14 protein-coding genes are annotated in these 15,567 nt (G+C 52.3%); 2 read left to right on the forward strand and 12 right to left on the reverse strand.

Going from position 1 to position 15,567, the window contains the following annotated elements:
- Nucleotides 1-32: 32 nt before the first annotated feature.
- From hrpA to hemN, 5 genes are all read right to left on the reverse strand, one after another.
- Entirely contained in the window at nt 33-4,025 is a 3,993-nt protein-coding gene (gene hrpA / locus GOC95_RS02780) for an ATP-dependent RNA helicase HrpA (protein WP_275356381.1), read from the reverse strand.
- 889 nt (nt 4,026-4,914) lie between these two features.
- Nucleotides 4,915-5,334: a hypothetical protein gene (locus GOC95_RS02785; protein WP_275355607.1), complete on the reverse strand. Its 420-nt coding sequence runs from the start codon at nt 5,332-5,334 to the stop codon at nt 4,915-4,917.
- Between the two features lie 22 nt (nt 5,335-5,356).
- On the reverse strand, nt 5,357-6,199 hold the full coding sequence (locus tag GOC95_RS02790; protein WP_275355609.1) for a DNA ligase: 843 nt from the start codon (nt 6,197-6,199) through the stop codon (nt 5,357-5,359).
- A 122-nt stretch (nt 6,200-6,321) separates the two neighbouring features.
- Entirely contained in the window at nt 6,322-7,038 is a 717-nt protein-coding gene (locus GOC95_RS02795; protein ID WP_275355611.1) for a sulfite exporter TauE/SafE family protein, read from the reverse strand.
- Nucleotides 7,039-7,047: 9 nt separating this feature from the next.
- Nucleotides 7,048-8,433: an oxygen-independent coproporphyrinogen III oxidase gene (gene hemN / locus GOC95_RS02800; protein WP_194748455.1), complete on the reverse strand. Its 1,386-nt coding sequence runs from the start codon at nt 8,431-8,433 to the stop codon at nt 7,048-7,050.
- A gap of 237 nt (nt 8,434-8,670) precedes the next feature.
- Between hemN and fnr the strand changes: the two genes are divergently transcribed.
- Nucleotides 8,671-9,390, forward strand: coding sequence for a fumarate/nitrate reduction transcriptional regulator Fnr (gene fnr, locus GOC95_RS02805; protein WP_194747950.1), 720 nt, complete (start codon nt 8,671-8,673; stop codon nt 9,388-9,390).
- 69 nt (nt 9,391-9,459) lie between these two features.
- Nucleotides 9,460-10,275, forward strand: a complete 816-nt coding sequence (locus tag GOC95_RS02810) for a hypothetical protein (protein ID WP_275355613.1) — start codon at nt 9,460-9,462, stop codon at nt 10,273-10,275.
- 79 nt (nt 10,276-10,354) lie between these two features.
- Here GOC95_RS02810 and GOC95_RS02815 read toward each other — a convergent pair whose 3' ends face one another.
- From GOC95_RS02815 to ccoS, 7 genes are all read right to left on the reverse strand, one after another.
- Nucleotides 10,355-10,576 carry a FixH family protein gene (locus GOC95_RS02815; protein WP_228518788.1) on the reverse strand — a complete coding sequence of 74 codons (222 nt, stop codon included), beginning with the start codon at nt 10,574-10,576 and terminating at the stop codon, nt 10,355-10,357.
- A 92-nt stretch (nt 10,577-10,668) separates the two neighbouring features.
- A complete protein-coding gene (gene ccoG, locus GOC95_RS02820; RefSeq protein ID WP_275355615.1) occupies nt 10,669-12,114 on the reverse strand; it encodes a cytochrome c oxidase accessory protein CcoG in 1,446 nt (481 codons plus the stop codon).
- 17 nt (nt 12,115-12,131) lie between these two features.
- Nucleotides 12,132-13,028: a cytochrome-c oxidase, cbb3-type subunit III gene (ccoP, locus tag GOC95_RS02825; protein WP_194747958.1), complete on the reverse strand. Its 897-nt coding sequence runs from the start codon at nt 13,026-13,028 to the stop codon at nt 12,132-12,134.
- A 30-nt stretch (nt 13,029-13,058) separates the two neighbouring features.
- Entirely contained in the window at nt 13,059-13,196 is a 138-nt protein-coding gene (locus GOC95_RS02830) for a cbb3-type cytochrome c oxidase subunit 3 (protein ID WP_194747960.1), read from the reverse strand.
- A gap of 11 nt (nt 13,197-13,207) precedes the next feature.
- Nucleotides 13,208-13,834: a cytochrome-c oxidase, cbb3-type subunit II gene (ccoO, locus tag GOC95_RS02835; RefSeq protein WP_194747962.1), complete on the reverse strand. Its 627-nt coding sequence runs from the start codon at nt 13,832-13,834 to the stop codon at nt 13,208-13,210.
- 10 nt (nt 13,835-13,844) lie between these two features.
- A complete protein-coding gene (ccoN, locus tag GOC95_RS02840; RefSeq protein WP_194747965.1) occupies nt 13,845-15,281 on the reverse strand; it encodes a cytochrome-c oxidase, cbb3-type subunit I in 1,437 nt (478 codons plus the stop codon).
- 141 nt (nt 15,282-15,422) lie between these two features.
- Nucleotides 15,423-15,560: a cbb3-type cytochrome oxidase assembly protein CcoS gene (gene ccoS, locus GOC95_RS02845; protein WP_194747968.1), complete on the reverse strand. Its 138-nt coding sequence runs from the start codon at nt 15,558-15,560 to the stop codon at nt 15,423-15,425.
- Nucleotides 15,561-15,567: the final 7 nt, after the last annotated feature.

Below are 15,567 nucleotides of genomic sequence, written 5' to 3' on the forward strand. Positions count from 1 at the left end.
ATTGGTCACAGGTTAGCAGTGGTCACGCGATACTATTGCATTTCTTGCCAGAGTTTTTCAAGACGTTTGGTTGAGACAGGATAAGGCGTCCTTAATTCCTGCGCAAATAATGATACACGCAACTCCTGTAATTGCCACGCAAAGTCTTGTAACTGGATGGTTACAGGCAGATGCGCCTTGCGCAATTGCTCAATTTTTTGCTGCCAGCGCTGCTCCAGTTGTACCAGCGCCTGCGCATGGCGGCCATCACGCTCTATGCTGGTCGGATATTTGTCTATGCGCAGCTTGATCGCCTTGAGATAACGCGGCAAGTGCGGCAATTGCTCCCACGGGGTCTGGCTAAAAAAACCGTGATACAACAAACCCTGTAATTGTTGCTCGCAGTCGCGTTTGATTTTCTGTGTCACCGGCGTCATTTTCTGTAACTGGGCAACCAGCACCTGATACTCATTGGCAATCAGTTGCGCCTGCCGGGTCAGCGCCTCGGTCACCGCTGGCAAGCGGGTCCGCGCCCGTGTTTTCAGTTGCATAAACTCGGCATTGCTGCGCGGCAAGTCGTCCTCGGCAATAAAGGCGCGGTCAGCAATACATTGCAGCATGTCTTCACGCAACTGGTCAGGATTCATGATGGCGCGCAACAGCAAGGCATACTGGTTAAAGTCTGGCAGGCCTTTTTCCAGTTGTTTGACCTGCTCCTTGAGCTCAAAACGCATCAGGCGGCAGACGCCTTTACGGTGAGCGGCCAAGGCAGCTTCTGGCGTATCAAATAGTTTGATGGCCACGCTGTCACCATTGTCTTCCAGGCCCGGATAGCCGGTCAGTTGGCGACCATCTTTGCTAAAGGTAAGGGTGGCTGGCAAGTCGCCAAAATCCCACTGCTTGAGCCCGGATTTTTCAATGCCGGGCGAGCCGGTTCTAAACGTCAGTTGGGCGGCCGAACCCAGTTGTTTTTTGAGCTGGTTCCAGTCGCGACCCATGCCTAGCTCACGGCCTTTTTCGTCGACCACGCTAAAGTTCATGCGGTGATGCGGCTCCAGGCCCGCCAGGTCAAACTCTTCCGGCTTGAGCTTAAGCCCGGTTTTTTGCTGGATAAACTCAGCCAGAGCGGGCAATAATGGCTGCGCAGTCTGTTTGGCTTCGAGGAAGCCGGTCACGAACTCTGGCACCGGCACACAGACGCGGCGCAGGGTTTTGGGCAAGGCTTTTATCAGTGCCGTCACCTTGTCACGCACCATGCCCGGTACCAGCCATTCAGTCACGGTGGCATCAAGCTGATTGAGCAAGGCCAGCGGTATCGTCACTGTCACCCCATCCAGCACATGCCCGGGTTCAAAGCGGTATTTGAGTGGCACGACTTCGCCGTCTACCACAATGGTCTCAGGAAACTGTACCTCTGTAATGGCACTGGCGCCATGGCGCATCAGCGATTCGCGCGTCAGGTACAACACCTTGGGATTGGCTTTTTCAGCGTCCTGCCGCCACTTTTCAAACGCAGCGCCATTATAGACATGGTAAGGGTCTGCAATCGGCGGCACCACCTGGTCATAAAACACAAACAACTGGTGTTCGTCGACCAGCACGTCCTGACGTCTGGCTTTATGCTCCAGCGCCTCCACTTCGGAGATCAGGCGACGGTTGGCTTCAAAAAACGGGGCCCGCGTGTCAAATTCCATATTGGCCAGGGCTTCACGGATAAAAATTTCACGCGCTTCGGTCGGCGCAATCGGCCCATAATGTACGCGGCGTTTGGGCACAATGGTCAGCCCGTACAGGCTCACGCGCTCCCAGGCCACCACTTGCGCGGTTTTGCGGTCCCAGCGCGGGTCGCTGTAATGGCTTTGTGTAATGCCACGGCCGCCGCCTTCATGCGCAATTGGCTCTATCCAGTCCGGGTCAATTTTTGCAACGCAACGGGCATACAGCTTGGTGGTGTCGACTAACTCGGCGGCCATCACCCACTTGGGGCGGTTTTTCTTGAGCACAGAGCCCGGTGCAACGGTAAAGCGGATCCCGCGCGCGCCAGCATAGGTCTCGCTATCGCCATCTTTAAAACCGATATTGCCAAGCAAGCCGGACAGTAACGCACGATGGATTTGCGCGTAATTCGCTTCTTGCTGATTGGGCTTGATATCAAGCTCATCCACCATTTCCAGCAACTGCGCATGCAGCTCACGCCATTCCTTCAGCCGTAAAAACGAGAGAAAATTCTGGTGGCACTGATTGAGCAAATCACGGTTGGACTTTTTGCTTTTGAGCGCCTGCTCATACCAGTCCCACAACTTGAGATAACTCATAAAGTCAGAGTCATCCGCCTTGAATTTGGCATGCGCATTGTCGGCGGCCTCGCGTTTATCCATGGGCCGCTCCCGCGGATCCTGGATGCTGAGTACGCTGGCAATAATCAGAATCTCACGCACGCAGCCTTCTTTTTTTGCGGTCAGAATCATGCGCGCCACACGCGGATCCAGTGGCAAGCGCGCCATCTGCCGACCCAGCTCTGTAATCTCACGGCGCTCGGTCACCGCCCCCAGCTCTTGCAGCAACTGATAGCCATCGCTGATCAGGCGTGAAGAAGGCGCCTCAATAAACGGGAATTCACCGACATCCCCCAGCCGTAAATCCGCCATGCGCAAAATCACGCTGGCCAGTGAGCTACGCAGAATCTCGGGATCGGTAAACGCCGGACGCTGGTTAAAATCATCCTCGCCGTACAAACGCACGCAAATGCCGTTAGACACGCGGCCGCAGCGCCCTGCCCGCTGCTTGGCCGCCGCTTGCGAGATTTTTTCAATCTGCAATTGCTCGACCTTGGCACGTGGGCTATAGCGGTTGACTCGGGCCAGTCCGGTATCAATCACATACTTGATACCAGGCACGGTCAGCGAGGTTTCCGCCACGTTGGTCGCCAGCACAATGCGGCGCTGGCCGCTGGGCCGGAAAATCTTTTGCTGGTCTTCTATACTCAAGCGCGCGAATAGCGGCAAAATCTCAATCGACTTCAGTTTGGGCGAGCGGCCCTGATATTTACGCAGATGCTCGGCGGTGTCACGGATTTCACGCTCACCCGGCAAAAACACCAGAATATCGCCATCCCCCAGACGCAACAAATCCTCGGCGGTATCGAGGATGGCATCTTCCATGACTTCCTCTTCGTCATCCTCTTCCAGCCAGCGCGTCTCGGTACGCGGCGGCTTGCGCTTGATGCCCATCAGGTCCTGCGCAAAACGGTCTATGTCATCCAGCCCGTCATCAATTGGCACTTCCACAGCCACCATGGTGGTTTTGTTGCCCAAGGGCCGGTAACGGATTTCGACCGGATAAGTCCGGCCAGACACTTCAATCACTGGCGCGCCATCAAAGTGGTTCGAGAAGCGGTCTGCATCAATCGTCGCCGAGGTGACGATGATTTTCAAATCTGGCCGCTTGGGGAGTAACTGTTTGAGATAGCCCAACAGAAAATCAATATTCAGGCTGCGCTCGTGCGCCTCGTCGATAATGATGGTGTCATAGCCGTTAAGGAATTTATCGCTCTGCGTCTCCGCCAGCAAAATGCCGTCCGTCATCAACTTGACGTAACTGCGCTCGGACAATTTGTCATTAAAGCGCACCTTGTAACCGACTACCTCACCGAGCGGACTTTGCAACTCCTGCGCAATGCGCGACGCCACCGAACGCGCAGCAATCCGGCGTGGCTGCGTATGGCCAATCAAGCCACTCACACCGCGCCCGAGTTCGAGGCAGATTTTAGGCAATTGTGTGGTCTTACCAGAACCGGTTTCACCACAAACAATCACCACCTGATGCTTGGCAATCGCCGCCGCAATCTCATCCTTTTTGCCACTCACTGGCAACTCTGGCGGGTAATCAGGCCGGGGTAACGCCGCCTGACGTGCCTGCAAACGCTGCTGGGAAGCCTGCACCTTGTGTGCAAGTTCCACCAGCGCTTTATCCACGGGTTTATTTTGTTTTAAAGCATCACGTAGCTGCTGCAAACGACGCTTGAGCGGAAAGCGATCAGCCAGCATGCACTGGGGGAGTTGTTTTTCGAGTTGGCTGATGAGTTGGATGGGAGAGACGGCAGTCATAGGGGTGAGATTTTATCATGGCATGCTAATTGGCATGCAGCCTAGCTGTTTACATATAACTTAAGTTTCTCTAGTTTAATGTATGTTTTTTCGCCTTAATGGCGAGTTACTTTTTTTGCTTGCCCCAAAAAAGTAACCAAAAAGAGGGCACCCAGCCATCCCGGCCTTCGGCTGCCTTGCGTTGCTCAACAAAGTAAGCGGTCACGAAACTCGCCCTAGCAGCTTGCCCACCCCGCAAGCTGCCGCGGAGCTCAGACAGTCGCTCCCTTCTTCCTTACTTTGTTTCCGCTACTCAGCGTGATGGGATGGGATTTGTCTCGCCAAACTACGAGCGTAGAAGTTTGGACCGTTCAAAAAAATAACTCTTTTATTTATTTCACTGATCGCTGCGCCCATCAGGTGTTCGGGGTCCCCATCTGCCGCGCCGAGTAGCGGAAACAAAATAAGATGAAGCGAGCGGCTGTCCGAATCCCGCGGTGGCCTGCGTTTTGTGCAGGCCGCTAGGATGAGTTCTGCGAGCGCTTATGCCTAAGTCCGGCAAAGCAACGGACGAAAGTCCTAAACCGAGCAACGCAGGAAACAAGCGGAAGTTGGGGTGCACTTTCTTTTGGTTACTTTATCTTTGTGCAAGCAAAGAAAAGTAACTCGCCTACAGGCGAAACAGAACATCACATACAACACACACCAATCCGCGTGGGCATTCATGCCCACCCTACAACTTCTACTTTTCACCTAAGATTGAACGGGATGTAGGGCAAAGAAATTAACTCGCCGACAGAGGAAAATGACCTATCCAACATTCATAAACCTCTAATTAAAATGCTAAAAATTACTTCCTCACGCACTCCTCGACTCCCGTATTGCCACCTTTAAACCCAGGCTCAAAATAAAACTTCCTAAAACTCAACTGCCCCTTGGCATTCTTCTTAAACTCGGCAATCCCGGTTCCATAATCATGCGTCTTGCCGCCATATTCGCCATTTTCCATCGGCAAGGCAAAATGCATGGCCGCATGCATGCCGTGCACGGCAGCGTGGCCTTTATAGGTGCCATAGTCCGGCACAGCCAGTTCAAAATCATAGCTGGCATCCGCGCCTTTACTATGCTCCGGGCGCAATTTCATGGTGACGGTGCCGGTGTATTTGCCTTCATGCGCGTCATCGCCAGTGCAGCTGTAAACACCACTTAAATCCAGCGCATAGGCGTTGATTGCAACAAAAACGCCGACCAATCCAAGCATCCATTTCATTGTGTGATCCTTTCTGTGTGAATTATTCCGGTGGCCGTACCCGCACAAAGCGCGCAAATTTGGGTTTGCCGTTTTTGGTGAGGTCGCGGTAGGTATAGGTCACCTGGCTGCCGATCGGCGGCGGGTTTGCGCGATCGCTATCTTTAAAGCCGGTGCCTAGTTTAAAACGTATCCCTTGCGCGGTTTCGACCAGTAACGCGCCCATTTTACCTTGGTATTTACCTTTGCCGGGCACGTAGGCGATGACTTTGGCTTCGGCATCCAGCTGTGGCTTGAGTTTGAGTAGCACATGGCTGCGGCCGGTCAGATAAGGTGCATCGGCTTGATGCAACATGAGGCCCTCGCCTTTGCGGGCCACCACCCAGTCCAGCGTGCGTTTGAGGGCAGCGGCATCTGCCACGCGAAACTGTTTGATGGCTTTGAGATACGGGCTCTGCTGACGTTTAACCAGTTGCTCGATGTGCTGGGCACGTTGAGTGAAAGTGCCTGGGGCCATTGGCAGTTCAAACACATAATAGGCCACATGCCGCCACTCCGCTTCATCAGGCTGGGCGCGGCGCACGGTGGCAGAGAGTCGTTCAAATTGTGCGCGGGCGATCCACAGTTCACCATCCAGGGGCTGTTGGGGGAATTTTTGCACAAACCAGGCCGGCGCGTGGATGGGATGGCCCTGCCGACTGATCAGTTGTTTGCCATCCCACACGGCGCGTATGCCGTCGAGCTTTTCGCTGACCAAGTAGTCGTTGACAGCGATGCCTTCGTGGTAAACCTGTGCCAGCAGGATTTCTGGTACCTGCGCATAGGCTGGCATGCCAGGCTGACTGATGAGCCACAGTAAAAAACAGATGCGCATCCATATCATCATCACCGCCCCAATTGTTAATTTAATTTAACAATCGTAAGTTAGCGGAATTTAACTAGGTAGGCAATACACGGATGGCCCAAATAAGCCTCACAGAGGCTGCTGGTGCACACAATCAGACACGGCTATAACAACTGGCACCACAGTTTGTCGTGATGCATGACGTCCATCCACAGCGCCACCAGGCTGAGGGCGACCAGCAAGCCGCCACTCAGGCGCATGCCTGCCGCTTCACTGAACCAGCGCGGCAGGCTTTGCTGGCCCGCGCGCCAGAAAAAGGGGGCCAAGGCGAGGATGGTGGCGGAACCGGTCGCGAAGGCAATCATGACCAGTGCGCCTTGCAGCCATTGCGACTGGAGGGAGGCCAGCATCACCGCCGAGTACAGCAAGCCGCAAGGCAGCAAGGCCCAGACGATGCCGGTCACAAAATAGCCCGACCTGGCATGCGCGGTATGTTGCTTGATCCATGCCCAGACCAATTGGGCCCGCTGCACCGCCCATTGTGGCTGTCGGCCGAGGATAAGCAGCAACACGCCCCAGGCGAAGATCAGCGTATGCGAGAACGTCCACAATGGTTGAAACAGATGGCTCTGATTGGATAACCAGGCCAAACCGCGCAAGGTTTCGGCAGCAATCGCGCCCAGCAAGCCATAGCCGAGCATACGGCCCAGGTAAAAACTCCAGGGGATGGTCTTTACGACACGCAGAGGGATGGAACGCGGGGGACTGGAAAGATTCGGCGGCGTTTGCATGGCGCCGCAAGCAGCGCCACACATCAGCACACAGTGCGGGCCGCCTGCCAGCCCCATGACAAAAGCAGTCAAGAGTAAACTGGCTAACATGCCAGCAGTTTAAAGGATTTTGGAAAACCTTGCACGGTTGGCATCGTGCTGCAAATAACGGTCAAACACCATGGCAATGGCGCGCACAAAATACCAGCCCATTTCGGTGACTTTGAGGCCATCGTCTTCGAGTACGACCAGGCCTTGTTTCTCTTTCTCGGCCAATTGCGCAATTTCTGCCTGAAAATATTGTTTGAAATTGACCATGTAAGACAACTCAATGGATTCGTAACTCAGTTCACCATGGCACATGACTGCCATGATCACGGCACGGCGGATCAGGTCATCGCGGCTTAATGCCAGCCCACGCACAATCGGTAATTGGCCTTGGTCGAGAAAGTCGTAATACTCTTCGAGGGTTTTGGCATTCTGGCTGTAAGTAGCACCGATCTTGCCAATCGCGGAGACACCCAAAGCCAGGATATCCTGATCAGCCATGGTGCTGTAACCCTGAAAGTTGCGGTGTAACCTGCCCTGTTGTTTGGCAATCGCCAGCGGGTCATCAGGCAAGGCAAAATGATCCATGCCGATAAAGACATAGCCTGCCAGCATCAGCTGCTGAATCGCTTCTGACAGCATTTGGATTTTATCTACGGCATGCGGCAAGTCTGCTTGCAAAATCCGGCGTTGCGGCTTGAAACGTGACGGCAAGTGCGCGTAGCCATATAACGCGATACGGTCTGGCCGCAATTGAATGATCTGGGCGATGGTCTGGCGGAAGGTCGCCGGGGTTTGTTTGGGCAAGCCGTAAATCAAGTCGGTATTGATAGAGGCAAACCCTAGGTCGCGCGCATGTTGCATCAGGCTTTCAACCTGCGCATAAGACTGCACCCGGTGCACGGCCTGCTGTACCTCGGCATCAAAGTCTTGCACGCCAAAACTCAGGCGGTTAAAGCCCAGCTCGCGCAAGTGTTGCAAGCGTTGCTGATTGACGGTACGTGGATCAATTTCAATCGAGTATTCACCGTCTTTGGCAAAGGCAAACGCCTGCTTGAACATCTGCATGAGTTGGGTCAACTCGGCATCATTGAGAAACGTCGGCGTACCCCCGCCCAGATGCAACTGGTTGACGGTTTGCTTTTTGGCAAACTTGTCCAAGTGTAAATCAAGCTCGCGTTGCAGGTAGTTGAGGTAAACCGCGCCTTGCTCATAGCGCTTGGTGACTATCTTGTTGCATGCACAATAAAAACACAGCGAGGCACAAAACGGGATATGCACATACAACGAGAGCGGCTGCGTCCAGTTGCTGATATTGCGCTGCTCGGCCGCCTTGAGATAAGCAGCGGCGTCAAACGCCTCAACAAAGCGGTCTGCTGTCGGATAAGAGGTATAACGAGGCCCGGAGACGTCATAGCGCTCAATATGCTCTTGAGTAATCAGCAACGGGGAGTTCATGGTTTCTGGCAAATTCTTTCCTATCAGTATCCCGAAACTGGACTTTACGGGTTCATCTGGCGTTACTGTGCCATAAACCAATGCAGGGCTTTTTGACACACGTCAAATGCAGCTTGCGTCGCCTGCTGCATAATGCGCCTAAATACAAAAGGAAGAGGTCACACCATGTTCAATGAAATCGCAACCGAAGAGGCGTATAATTTGCCGCATGTTCAACGTCAGTCAAGGACGCCCTCCATGCAAGCAGAATCCAGTTTCAAGGTTGCCTGCTCCAATTGTAACTTGCGTGAACTGTGCCTGCCGGTAGGCTTGAGCACAGATGAAATGACTAAACTGGATGGCATGGTTGCCACCCGTAAAAAGATCAAGCAAGGCGGTCACTTGTATAGCAGTGGCGATGCCTTCACCACGCTTTATGCGATCCGCACTGGGTTTTTCAAGACTTGCGTCGTTTCGGAAGATGGCCGTGAACAAGTCACCGGCTTTCAGATGGCCGGTGAAATCATGGGCTTGGATGGCATTGTCAGTGACAAACACAACTGCAACGCCATTGCCCTCGAAGACGCCGAAGTCTGTGTGATGCCCTTCAATCATGTCGAAGACCTGTCGCGTGAGATTCCCGTCTTGCAACGCCATGTGCACAAAATCATGAGCCGCGAGATTGTGCGCGAAAATGGCGTCATGATGTTGTTGGCTAATATGCGCGCCGAAGAACGCCTGGCGGCGTTTCTGCTCAACTTGCTGCAACGCCTGCATGCACGCGGCTACTCCAAAAGCGAATTGATTTTACGCATGACGCGTGAAGAAATCGGCAGCTACCTGGGCATGAAACTGGAAACAGTGAGCCGTACTTTCTCCAAATTTAGTGATGAAGGCATTATCGAGGTCAAGCAAAAGAATATCCGTATTCTGGACCACGAAAAGCTTAAAACTATCTTCAACGCCAGCACCTGCTAGGCGGCAGCTGACTGTTGTAACCGCTGAGGGATGCCACTGCCTTCGTCTCTATTTGAGGCCTTACAGCGCATGGCCGCGCAACAAGCCTGGCAATATACTTATCCTGTCTGGTCCCGCCGTGCGCAGGGCCTTTCCATCGGCATAAACCTGCACCCGAATCAATGCTGCAACTGGCATTGCATTTATTGCCAGGTGCCAGGGCTGCATCGCGGCCCCTCCCCGGTCATTCAAATAGAGCGCCTGCAACAAGAATTAAGCACCTGCTTGCACTGGCTAAGACAGCACTTACACGCAGCAAAGCGTGTATTGTCGGAAGATGTGCAGGATATTGCCTTTGCCGGAGACGGCGAACCGACCACCTCGCCGCAATTTCCTGAAGCCTTGGCACTGGTTGAACGATTACTGAGCCAGACAACACAAGCAGACCGTCCGGCACGGGTCAGGCTCATTACCAATGGCAGCCAAATGCATCTGGCCACGACACAGCAAGCCTTAAAGGTACTGCAACAGATGGGGGGAGAAGTCTGGTTTAAGCTGGACGCAGGCAACGATGCAGAAATGCTGGCAGTGAATGATGCGCGTTTGCCACTTAGCCTGCATCTGCAACGGCTGCAGGCTTGCAGCATGGCTTGCCGGACCTGGGTGCAAACCGCTGTGATGCAGCGTCGTATCGCGGACCAACTGGTCACCACCCCCGCATTGGCCGGCTATGTGCAGGCGTTGCTACCACTTAAAGAGAACATTGAAGGCATTTTGTTGTATGGCATCGCCAGACCTAGCCAGCAAGACACGCTGGCCAGCATTCAAGCACCAGACATCCGGCTGTTACAGCAGTATGCTGAGGCTTTGCGCACGCAAGGTTTCAACGTGCGCCTATTTGCCTAAACGCTGATCCCCTATCTGCAACGCTCGCGCCTGAATCAGGGATTAGATGCTCGTCAGCGCTGAGAGATAGGCAGACAGTTTACTGTTCAGCAGGTTTCAGACCGGTCTGCGCATGGTTACGCGCCTGAATGGCGGGCGCCATGGCATCTGTCTGGCCGTCTTGCGCTTGCGCATCCAGCGTCTTGTTGATTTCTATGCCCTTGCGGTAGTAATCATCAATCGCTGGATCAGGATGCGTAATCGCCAGATACAAGGTGATGAATGAAGCCACAATCACGGCAGAAGGGCCGCCTATAATCATCCAGACATAAGGGTTGTGATACCATTTTTTCTGGTCAACCGCTTTAGCGGCCGGTTTCTGCTGTGCTTGGTGTTGTGACAATCTCTGCTCCATTAGTTGCTCGGCACAATAAAGACCGACTTTTCTTTGACCGCTTCGCTGGTTTGTAAATCCGTCATTTCGAAAAAGATTTTATGGGAACCAGCTCTGGTGACCCCATCAGGCAACTCCAGCTCAATCACCACATTGCGTGTCTCAAACGGCCGCAAGCCTTTGAAGTCCTGGCTATTCTCGTCAGCAAAATGCACCACCAAGCCTTCGAGCCCCGTGACCTTCAATGCGTAGTCATGCACGGCTTCGGTATCATTTTCAAGCTTGAGGTTATACACGTTCTCAATCATGCCTTCATCAGTATAGCGAGACATGACGGCACGATCACGTAACACATCCAGCCTGAAATCGGGCTTGAAGTAGAGACTGACCACCATACCGATGGTGAGCGCCAACAAAATCGTTGTATAAATAATCACGCGTGGGCGTAGCAAACGTTGCAGCATTTGCTGACGGCTCCAACGGTTGGTGATGCCGTTCTGCGTGGAATATTTGATCAAGCCCTTGGCATAGCCCATTTTGTCCATTACATCGTCGCACGCATCAATACAGGCACCGCAACCAATACACTCGTACTGCAAGCCTTTACGGATATCAATTCCGGTCGGACACACTTGCACACAGATACTGCAATCAATGCAACTGCCCAGGCCATTGGCATTCTCGCCAGCTTTTTTAGAGCGTGCACCACGCGGTTCACCGCGTGCCTCGTCATAGGTCACAATCATGGTGTCATCATCAAACATGGCACTCTGAAAGCGGGCATAAGGGCACATATATTTGCAGACTTGCTCACGCATATAGCCTGCATTGCCATAGGTGGCAAAGCCGTAAAAGCAAATCCAGAACGTTTCCCAGCCACCCAATTGCCAGTTCACAATATTGGGCACCAGCTCGCGAATGGAGGAGAAGTAACCGACAAACGTCACGCCTGTCCACAAGCCGAAGGCGATCCAGGCAAACTGCTTGAGCGATTTGCGCGTGAGCTTGTTCAGAGTCCATTTGCTATCATCGAGGCGCATACGTGCGATACGATCGCCCTCGATTTTATTTTCCATCCACATGTAAATCTCGGTATACACCGTTTGCGGACAGGTGTAGCCACACCACAAGCGACCGGCAATGGCCGTAAACAGAAACAGCGACAGCGCAGACACAATCAGCAAAAACGACAGATAGATCAAGTCCTGCGGATGAAAAATCAGGCCGAAGATATAAAAGCGTTTGGCATCAAGGTCAAACAGCATGGCCTGACGACCATCCCATTGTAACCAGGGTACGCCATAAAAAAACAGTTGCGTAGCCCACACCATGACCCAGCGCCAGTTATTGAACATACCGGAGACGCTACGGGCATAGATCTTATCTGCGGATTTATAAAGTGACAAAACCACCTCCTGTTCAGGGATGGTGGTTTTGTTCACAGCGGTTTGTTTAATATCGCTCATGGGTTATCTGCATTCGCCTATTTGTTGGAAAGACCCCAAACATAAGCAGTCAGCAGATGAATTTGCTCTGGGCTGAATTTTTCTTTCCAGGCTGGCATCACGTTGTTTTTACCTTCATGAATACGCTTGATGATCGCGGCTTCACCTTGACCATGCAACCAGATGTTGTCTGTCAGGTTAGGTGCACCAATCGCCTGGTTGCCCTTACCTTCTGGACCATGGCAAGCAGCACACACCACAAATTTTTCTTTACCGGCATTGGCACGACCAGAGTCATGAATACTGCCAGACAAGCTCAATACGTAGTTGGCGACGTTTTTCACATCTTCTTCAGAACCAACAGCAGCAGCCATGGGAGGCATGATGCCATTACGACCATTGTTGATAGTCAACTTGATCGTATCAGGTGAACCACCATACAACCAGTCATTGTCGGTCAGGTTAGGGAAGCCACGGCTCCCTTTGGCGTCTGAACCATGACAAGCAGCACAGTTGTTGAGGAAAATACGCTTACCAATGTCGCGGGCTTCAGGAATCTTGGCAACTTCTTCTACCGGCATGGCTGCATATTTGGCATACAGCGGGGCGATCTTGGCATTGTTCTTTGCCACTTCAGCTTCGTACTGCTTGACTTCCGACCAGCCGAACTTGCCATTGTAAGTCCCCAGGCCAGGAAACAGGTACAGATAGGTCAGGCCAAAAATTACGGTAATGATAAATAACCCTACCCACCACATTGGCAGCGGATTGTTCATCTCCTTGATGCCATCCCATTCGTGACCATTGGTGTTATCGCTATCCAAAGGCACTTTGACACGGCTTGCGAAAATCAGCAAACCGACACAGAAAGCAATCCCGCCCAAGGTAATGGTCGAAATCCAGATCGGCCAAAAACCATTTACAAAATCATTCATGATGTTTTCCTTAACCTTTCCGCGCAGTGTTTAGTCTTGGTCGAACGGCAGATTTTGCGCGTCCTTGAATTGCGCGGAGTTGCGATTGCGCCATGCCCAAATCAAAATTGCCACAAACAGGACGAAACTCAGTACTGTAAAAAATATGCGTAGTATGTTGATATCCATGGCGCGTCTCCTTATTTCAGGTGTGTACCCAACACTTGCAGGTAAGCCACCAGTGCGTCCTGCTCGGTTTTGCCTTTGATTTCATCCCCAGCAGCCTTGATCTGCGCGTCGGTGTATGGCACGCCAACTTTACGCAGTGCAGCCATATGGTCACCAATGGTTTTGTCGTCAACCAAGTTTTCTTCCAACCATGGATAGGCTGGCATGATGGACTCAGGAACGACATCACGTGGGTTGTGCAGGTGCACACGGTGCCAGTCATCACTATACTTGCCCCCTACACGGTGCAAGTCAGGACCCGTACGCTTACTGCCCCACTGGAACGGGTGATCATAAACATACTCACCAGCAACCGAGTAATGACCATAACGCAGCGTTTCAGCGTGGAAAGGACGAATCATCTGTGAGTGGCAGTTGTAGCAACCTTCACGCAGATAAATGTCACGGCCAGCCAGTTGCAACGCGTTGTAAGGCTCCAGACCACGGATAGGCTCTGTGGTTGACTTCTGGAAGAACAAAGGCACGATTTCGACCAGACCACCAAACGAGATCGTGATGAAGGTCAGCACGATCAGCAGGAAGTTGCTGGTTTCAATCTTTTCGTGAAAATTGCCACTATTGTTTTGATGCGTAGCCATAGTGAATTCCTTAAGCGTGAGCAACCACAGCTGGCACTTCTACAGTGACTGCTTTGCCGTTAGTTGCTGTTTTATATGTATTCCACAACATGATGATCAAACCGCTCATGTACAGGAAACCACCCAATGCACGTGTGAAGTAGTATGGGAACTTGGCTTTCACACTTTCAACGAAGGTGTACGCCAATGTACCGTCAGCGTTCATGGCACGCCACATCAAACCTTCCATCACACCGGAAATCCACAATGCAGCGATGTACAACACCACGCCGATGGTTGCCATCCAGAAGTGAACTTCAATCGCTTTCACGCTGTACATTTGTTTTTGACCAAACAAACGTGGAATCAGGAAGTACAGGGAACCGATAGACACGAAACCAACCCAGCCCAGCGCACCAGAGTGCACGTGACCCACGGTCCAGTCAGTGTAGTGAGACAAGGCGTTCACAGTCTTGATCGCCATCATCGGACCTTCAAAGGTACTCATACCGTAGAAAGACAGGGAGACAATCAGGAAGCGCAAGATTGGGTCTGTGCGCAGTTTGTGCCATGCGCCAGACAAGGTCATGATACCGTTGATCATGCCACCCCAGCTTGGTGCAAACAGGATCAGAGACAACACCATACCCAATGACTGTGTCCAGTCAGGCAAGGCAGTGTAATGCAGGTGGTGAGGACCCGCCCACATGTAAGTGAAGATCAGTGCCCAGAAGTGAACGATAGACAAGCTGTAAGAGTAGACAGGACGCTCAGCTTGTTTAGGCACAAAGTAGTACATCATGCCCAGGAAGCCCGCAGTCAGGAAGAAACCTACCGCGTTGTGACCATACCACCACTGCACCATCGCATCCTGTACCCCGGCGTAAGCAGAGTAGGACTTCATGAAACCAGCAGGAATCGCAGCACTTTCAACGATGTGCAACAAAGCCACCGCAAGAATAAATGCACCGTAGAACCAGTTAGCTACATAGATATGCTTTACTTTACGGATACCGATAGTACCGAAGAAGTTGACTGCATAAGCAATCCATACCAAGGCAATCAGGATATCGATTGGCCACTCCAGCTCGCCGTATTCCTTACCCTGGGTATAACCCAAAGGCAGTGAAATGGCAGCAGCCACGATAACAGCCTGCCAGCCCCAGAAGGTGAAGCTGGACAACTTGTCGCTGAACAAACGTGTCTGACAGGTACGCTGAACAACATAGTACGAGGTAGCAAATAAAGCACAGCCACCAAACGCGAAAATCACTGCATTGGTATGCAGTGGTCTCAAACGGCCAAAAGAGGTAAACGGCAGGCCCAGGTTCAGCTCTGGCCACACCAGCTGGGACGCAATAATCACGCCCATCAGTGTACCCACAACACCCCAAACCACTGCCATGATTGCGAACTGGCGGACTACACTATCGTTGTAGGTCGCAGCCTTCACGGTTGCATTTTGCATGGATTTCTCCCAATGATTAAAACAAACACCCAACACTAAAAAAACTTCTAGTTGTTCACCCTGATCTTCTCAGAGATGTCACAAATTTGATTTGACTCACATCAATACTGCTTAAGAATCCCCGTTCCTGCTTGAGAATTCCTAATCCTGCTCGAGAATTCTGGACCCCTCTTCCTCAAGGTCTTCAAATTGCCCGGTTTGAATGGCCCACCACAAGCCACCCAAAATCACAAACACCAGCAACACTGCCAGTGGGATCAGTAAGTATGCAATTTCCATTGAGCGA

Source organism: Methylophilus sp. YYY-1 (assembly GCF_029132825.1).
GTDB classification, from domain to species: domain Bacteria; phylum Pseudomonadota; class Gammaproteobacteria; order Burkholderiales; family Methylophilaceae; genus Methylophilus; species Methylophilus glucosoxydans.

Coding starts and splice junctions, on each gene's coding strand:
- hrpA (WP_275356381.1), bottom strand. CDS start 4,025: ATGCTGGCTGATCGCTTTCCGCTCAAGCGTCGTTTGCAGCAGCTACGT.
- GOC95_RS02785 (WP_275355607.1), bottom strand. CDS start 5,334: ATGAAATGGATGCTTGGATTGGTCGGCGTTTTTGTTGCAATCAACGCC.
- GOC95_RS02790 (WP_275355609.1), bottom strand. CDS start 6,199: ATGATGATATGGATGCGCATCTGTTTTTTACTGTGGCTCATCAGTCAG.
- GOC95_RS02795 (WP_275355611.1), bottom strand. CDS start 7,038: ATGTTAGCCAGTTTACTCTTGACTGCTTTTGTCATGGGGCTGGCAGGC.
- hemN (WP_194748455.1), bottom strand. CDS start 8,433: ATGAACTCCCCGTTGCTGATTACTCAAGAGCATATTGAGCGCTATGAC.
- fnr (WP_194747950.1), top strand. CDS start 8,671: ATGCAAGCAGAATCCAGTTTCAAGGTTGCCTGCTCCAATTGTAACTTG.
- GOC95_RS02810 (WP_275355613.1), top strand. CDS start 9,460: ATGGCCGCGCAACAAGCCTGGCAATATACTTATCCTGTCTGGTCCCGC.
- GOC95_RS02815 (WP_228518788.1), bottom strand. CDS start 10,576: ATGATTATAGGCGGCCCTTCTGCCGTGATTGTGGCTTCATTCATCACC.
- ccoG (WP_275355615.1), bottom strand. CDS start 12,114: ATGAGCGATATTAAACAAACCGCTGTGAACAAAACCACCATCCCTGAA.
- ccoP (WP_194747958.1), bottom strand. CDS start 13,028: ATGAATGATTTTGTAAATGGTTTTTGGCCGATCTGGATTTCGACCATT.
- GOC95_RS02830 (WP_194747960.1), bottom strand. CDS start 13,196: ATGGATATCAACATACTACGCATATTTTTTACAGTACTGAGTTTCGTC.
- ccoO (WP_194747962.1), bottom strand. CDS start 13,834: ATGGCTACGCATCAAAACAATAGTGGCAATTTTCACGAAAAGATTGAA.
- ccoN (WP_194747965.1), bottom strand. CDS start 15,281: ATGCAAAATGCAACCGTGAAGGCTGCGACCTACAACGATAGTGTAGTC.
- ccoS (WP_194747968.1), bottom strand. CDS start 15,560: ATGGAAATTGCATACTTACTGATCCCACTGGCAGTGTTGCTGGTGTTT.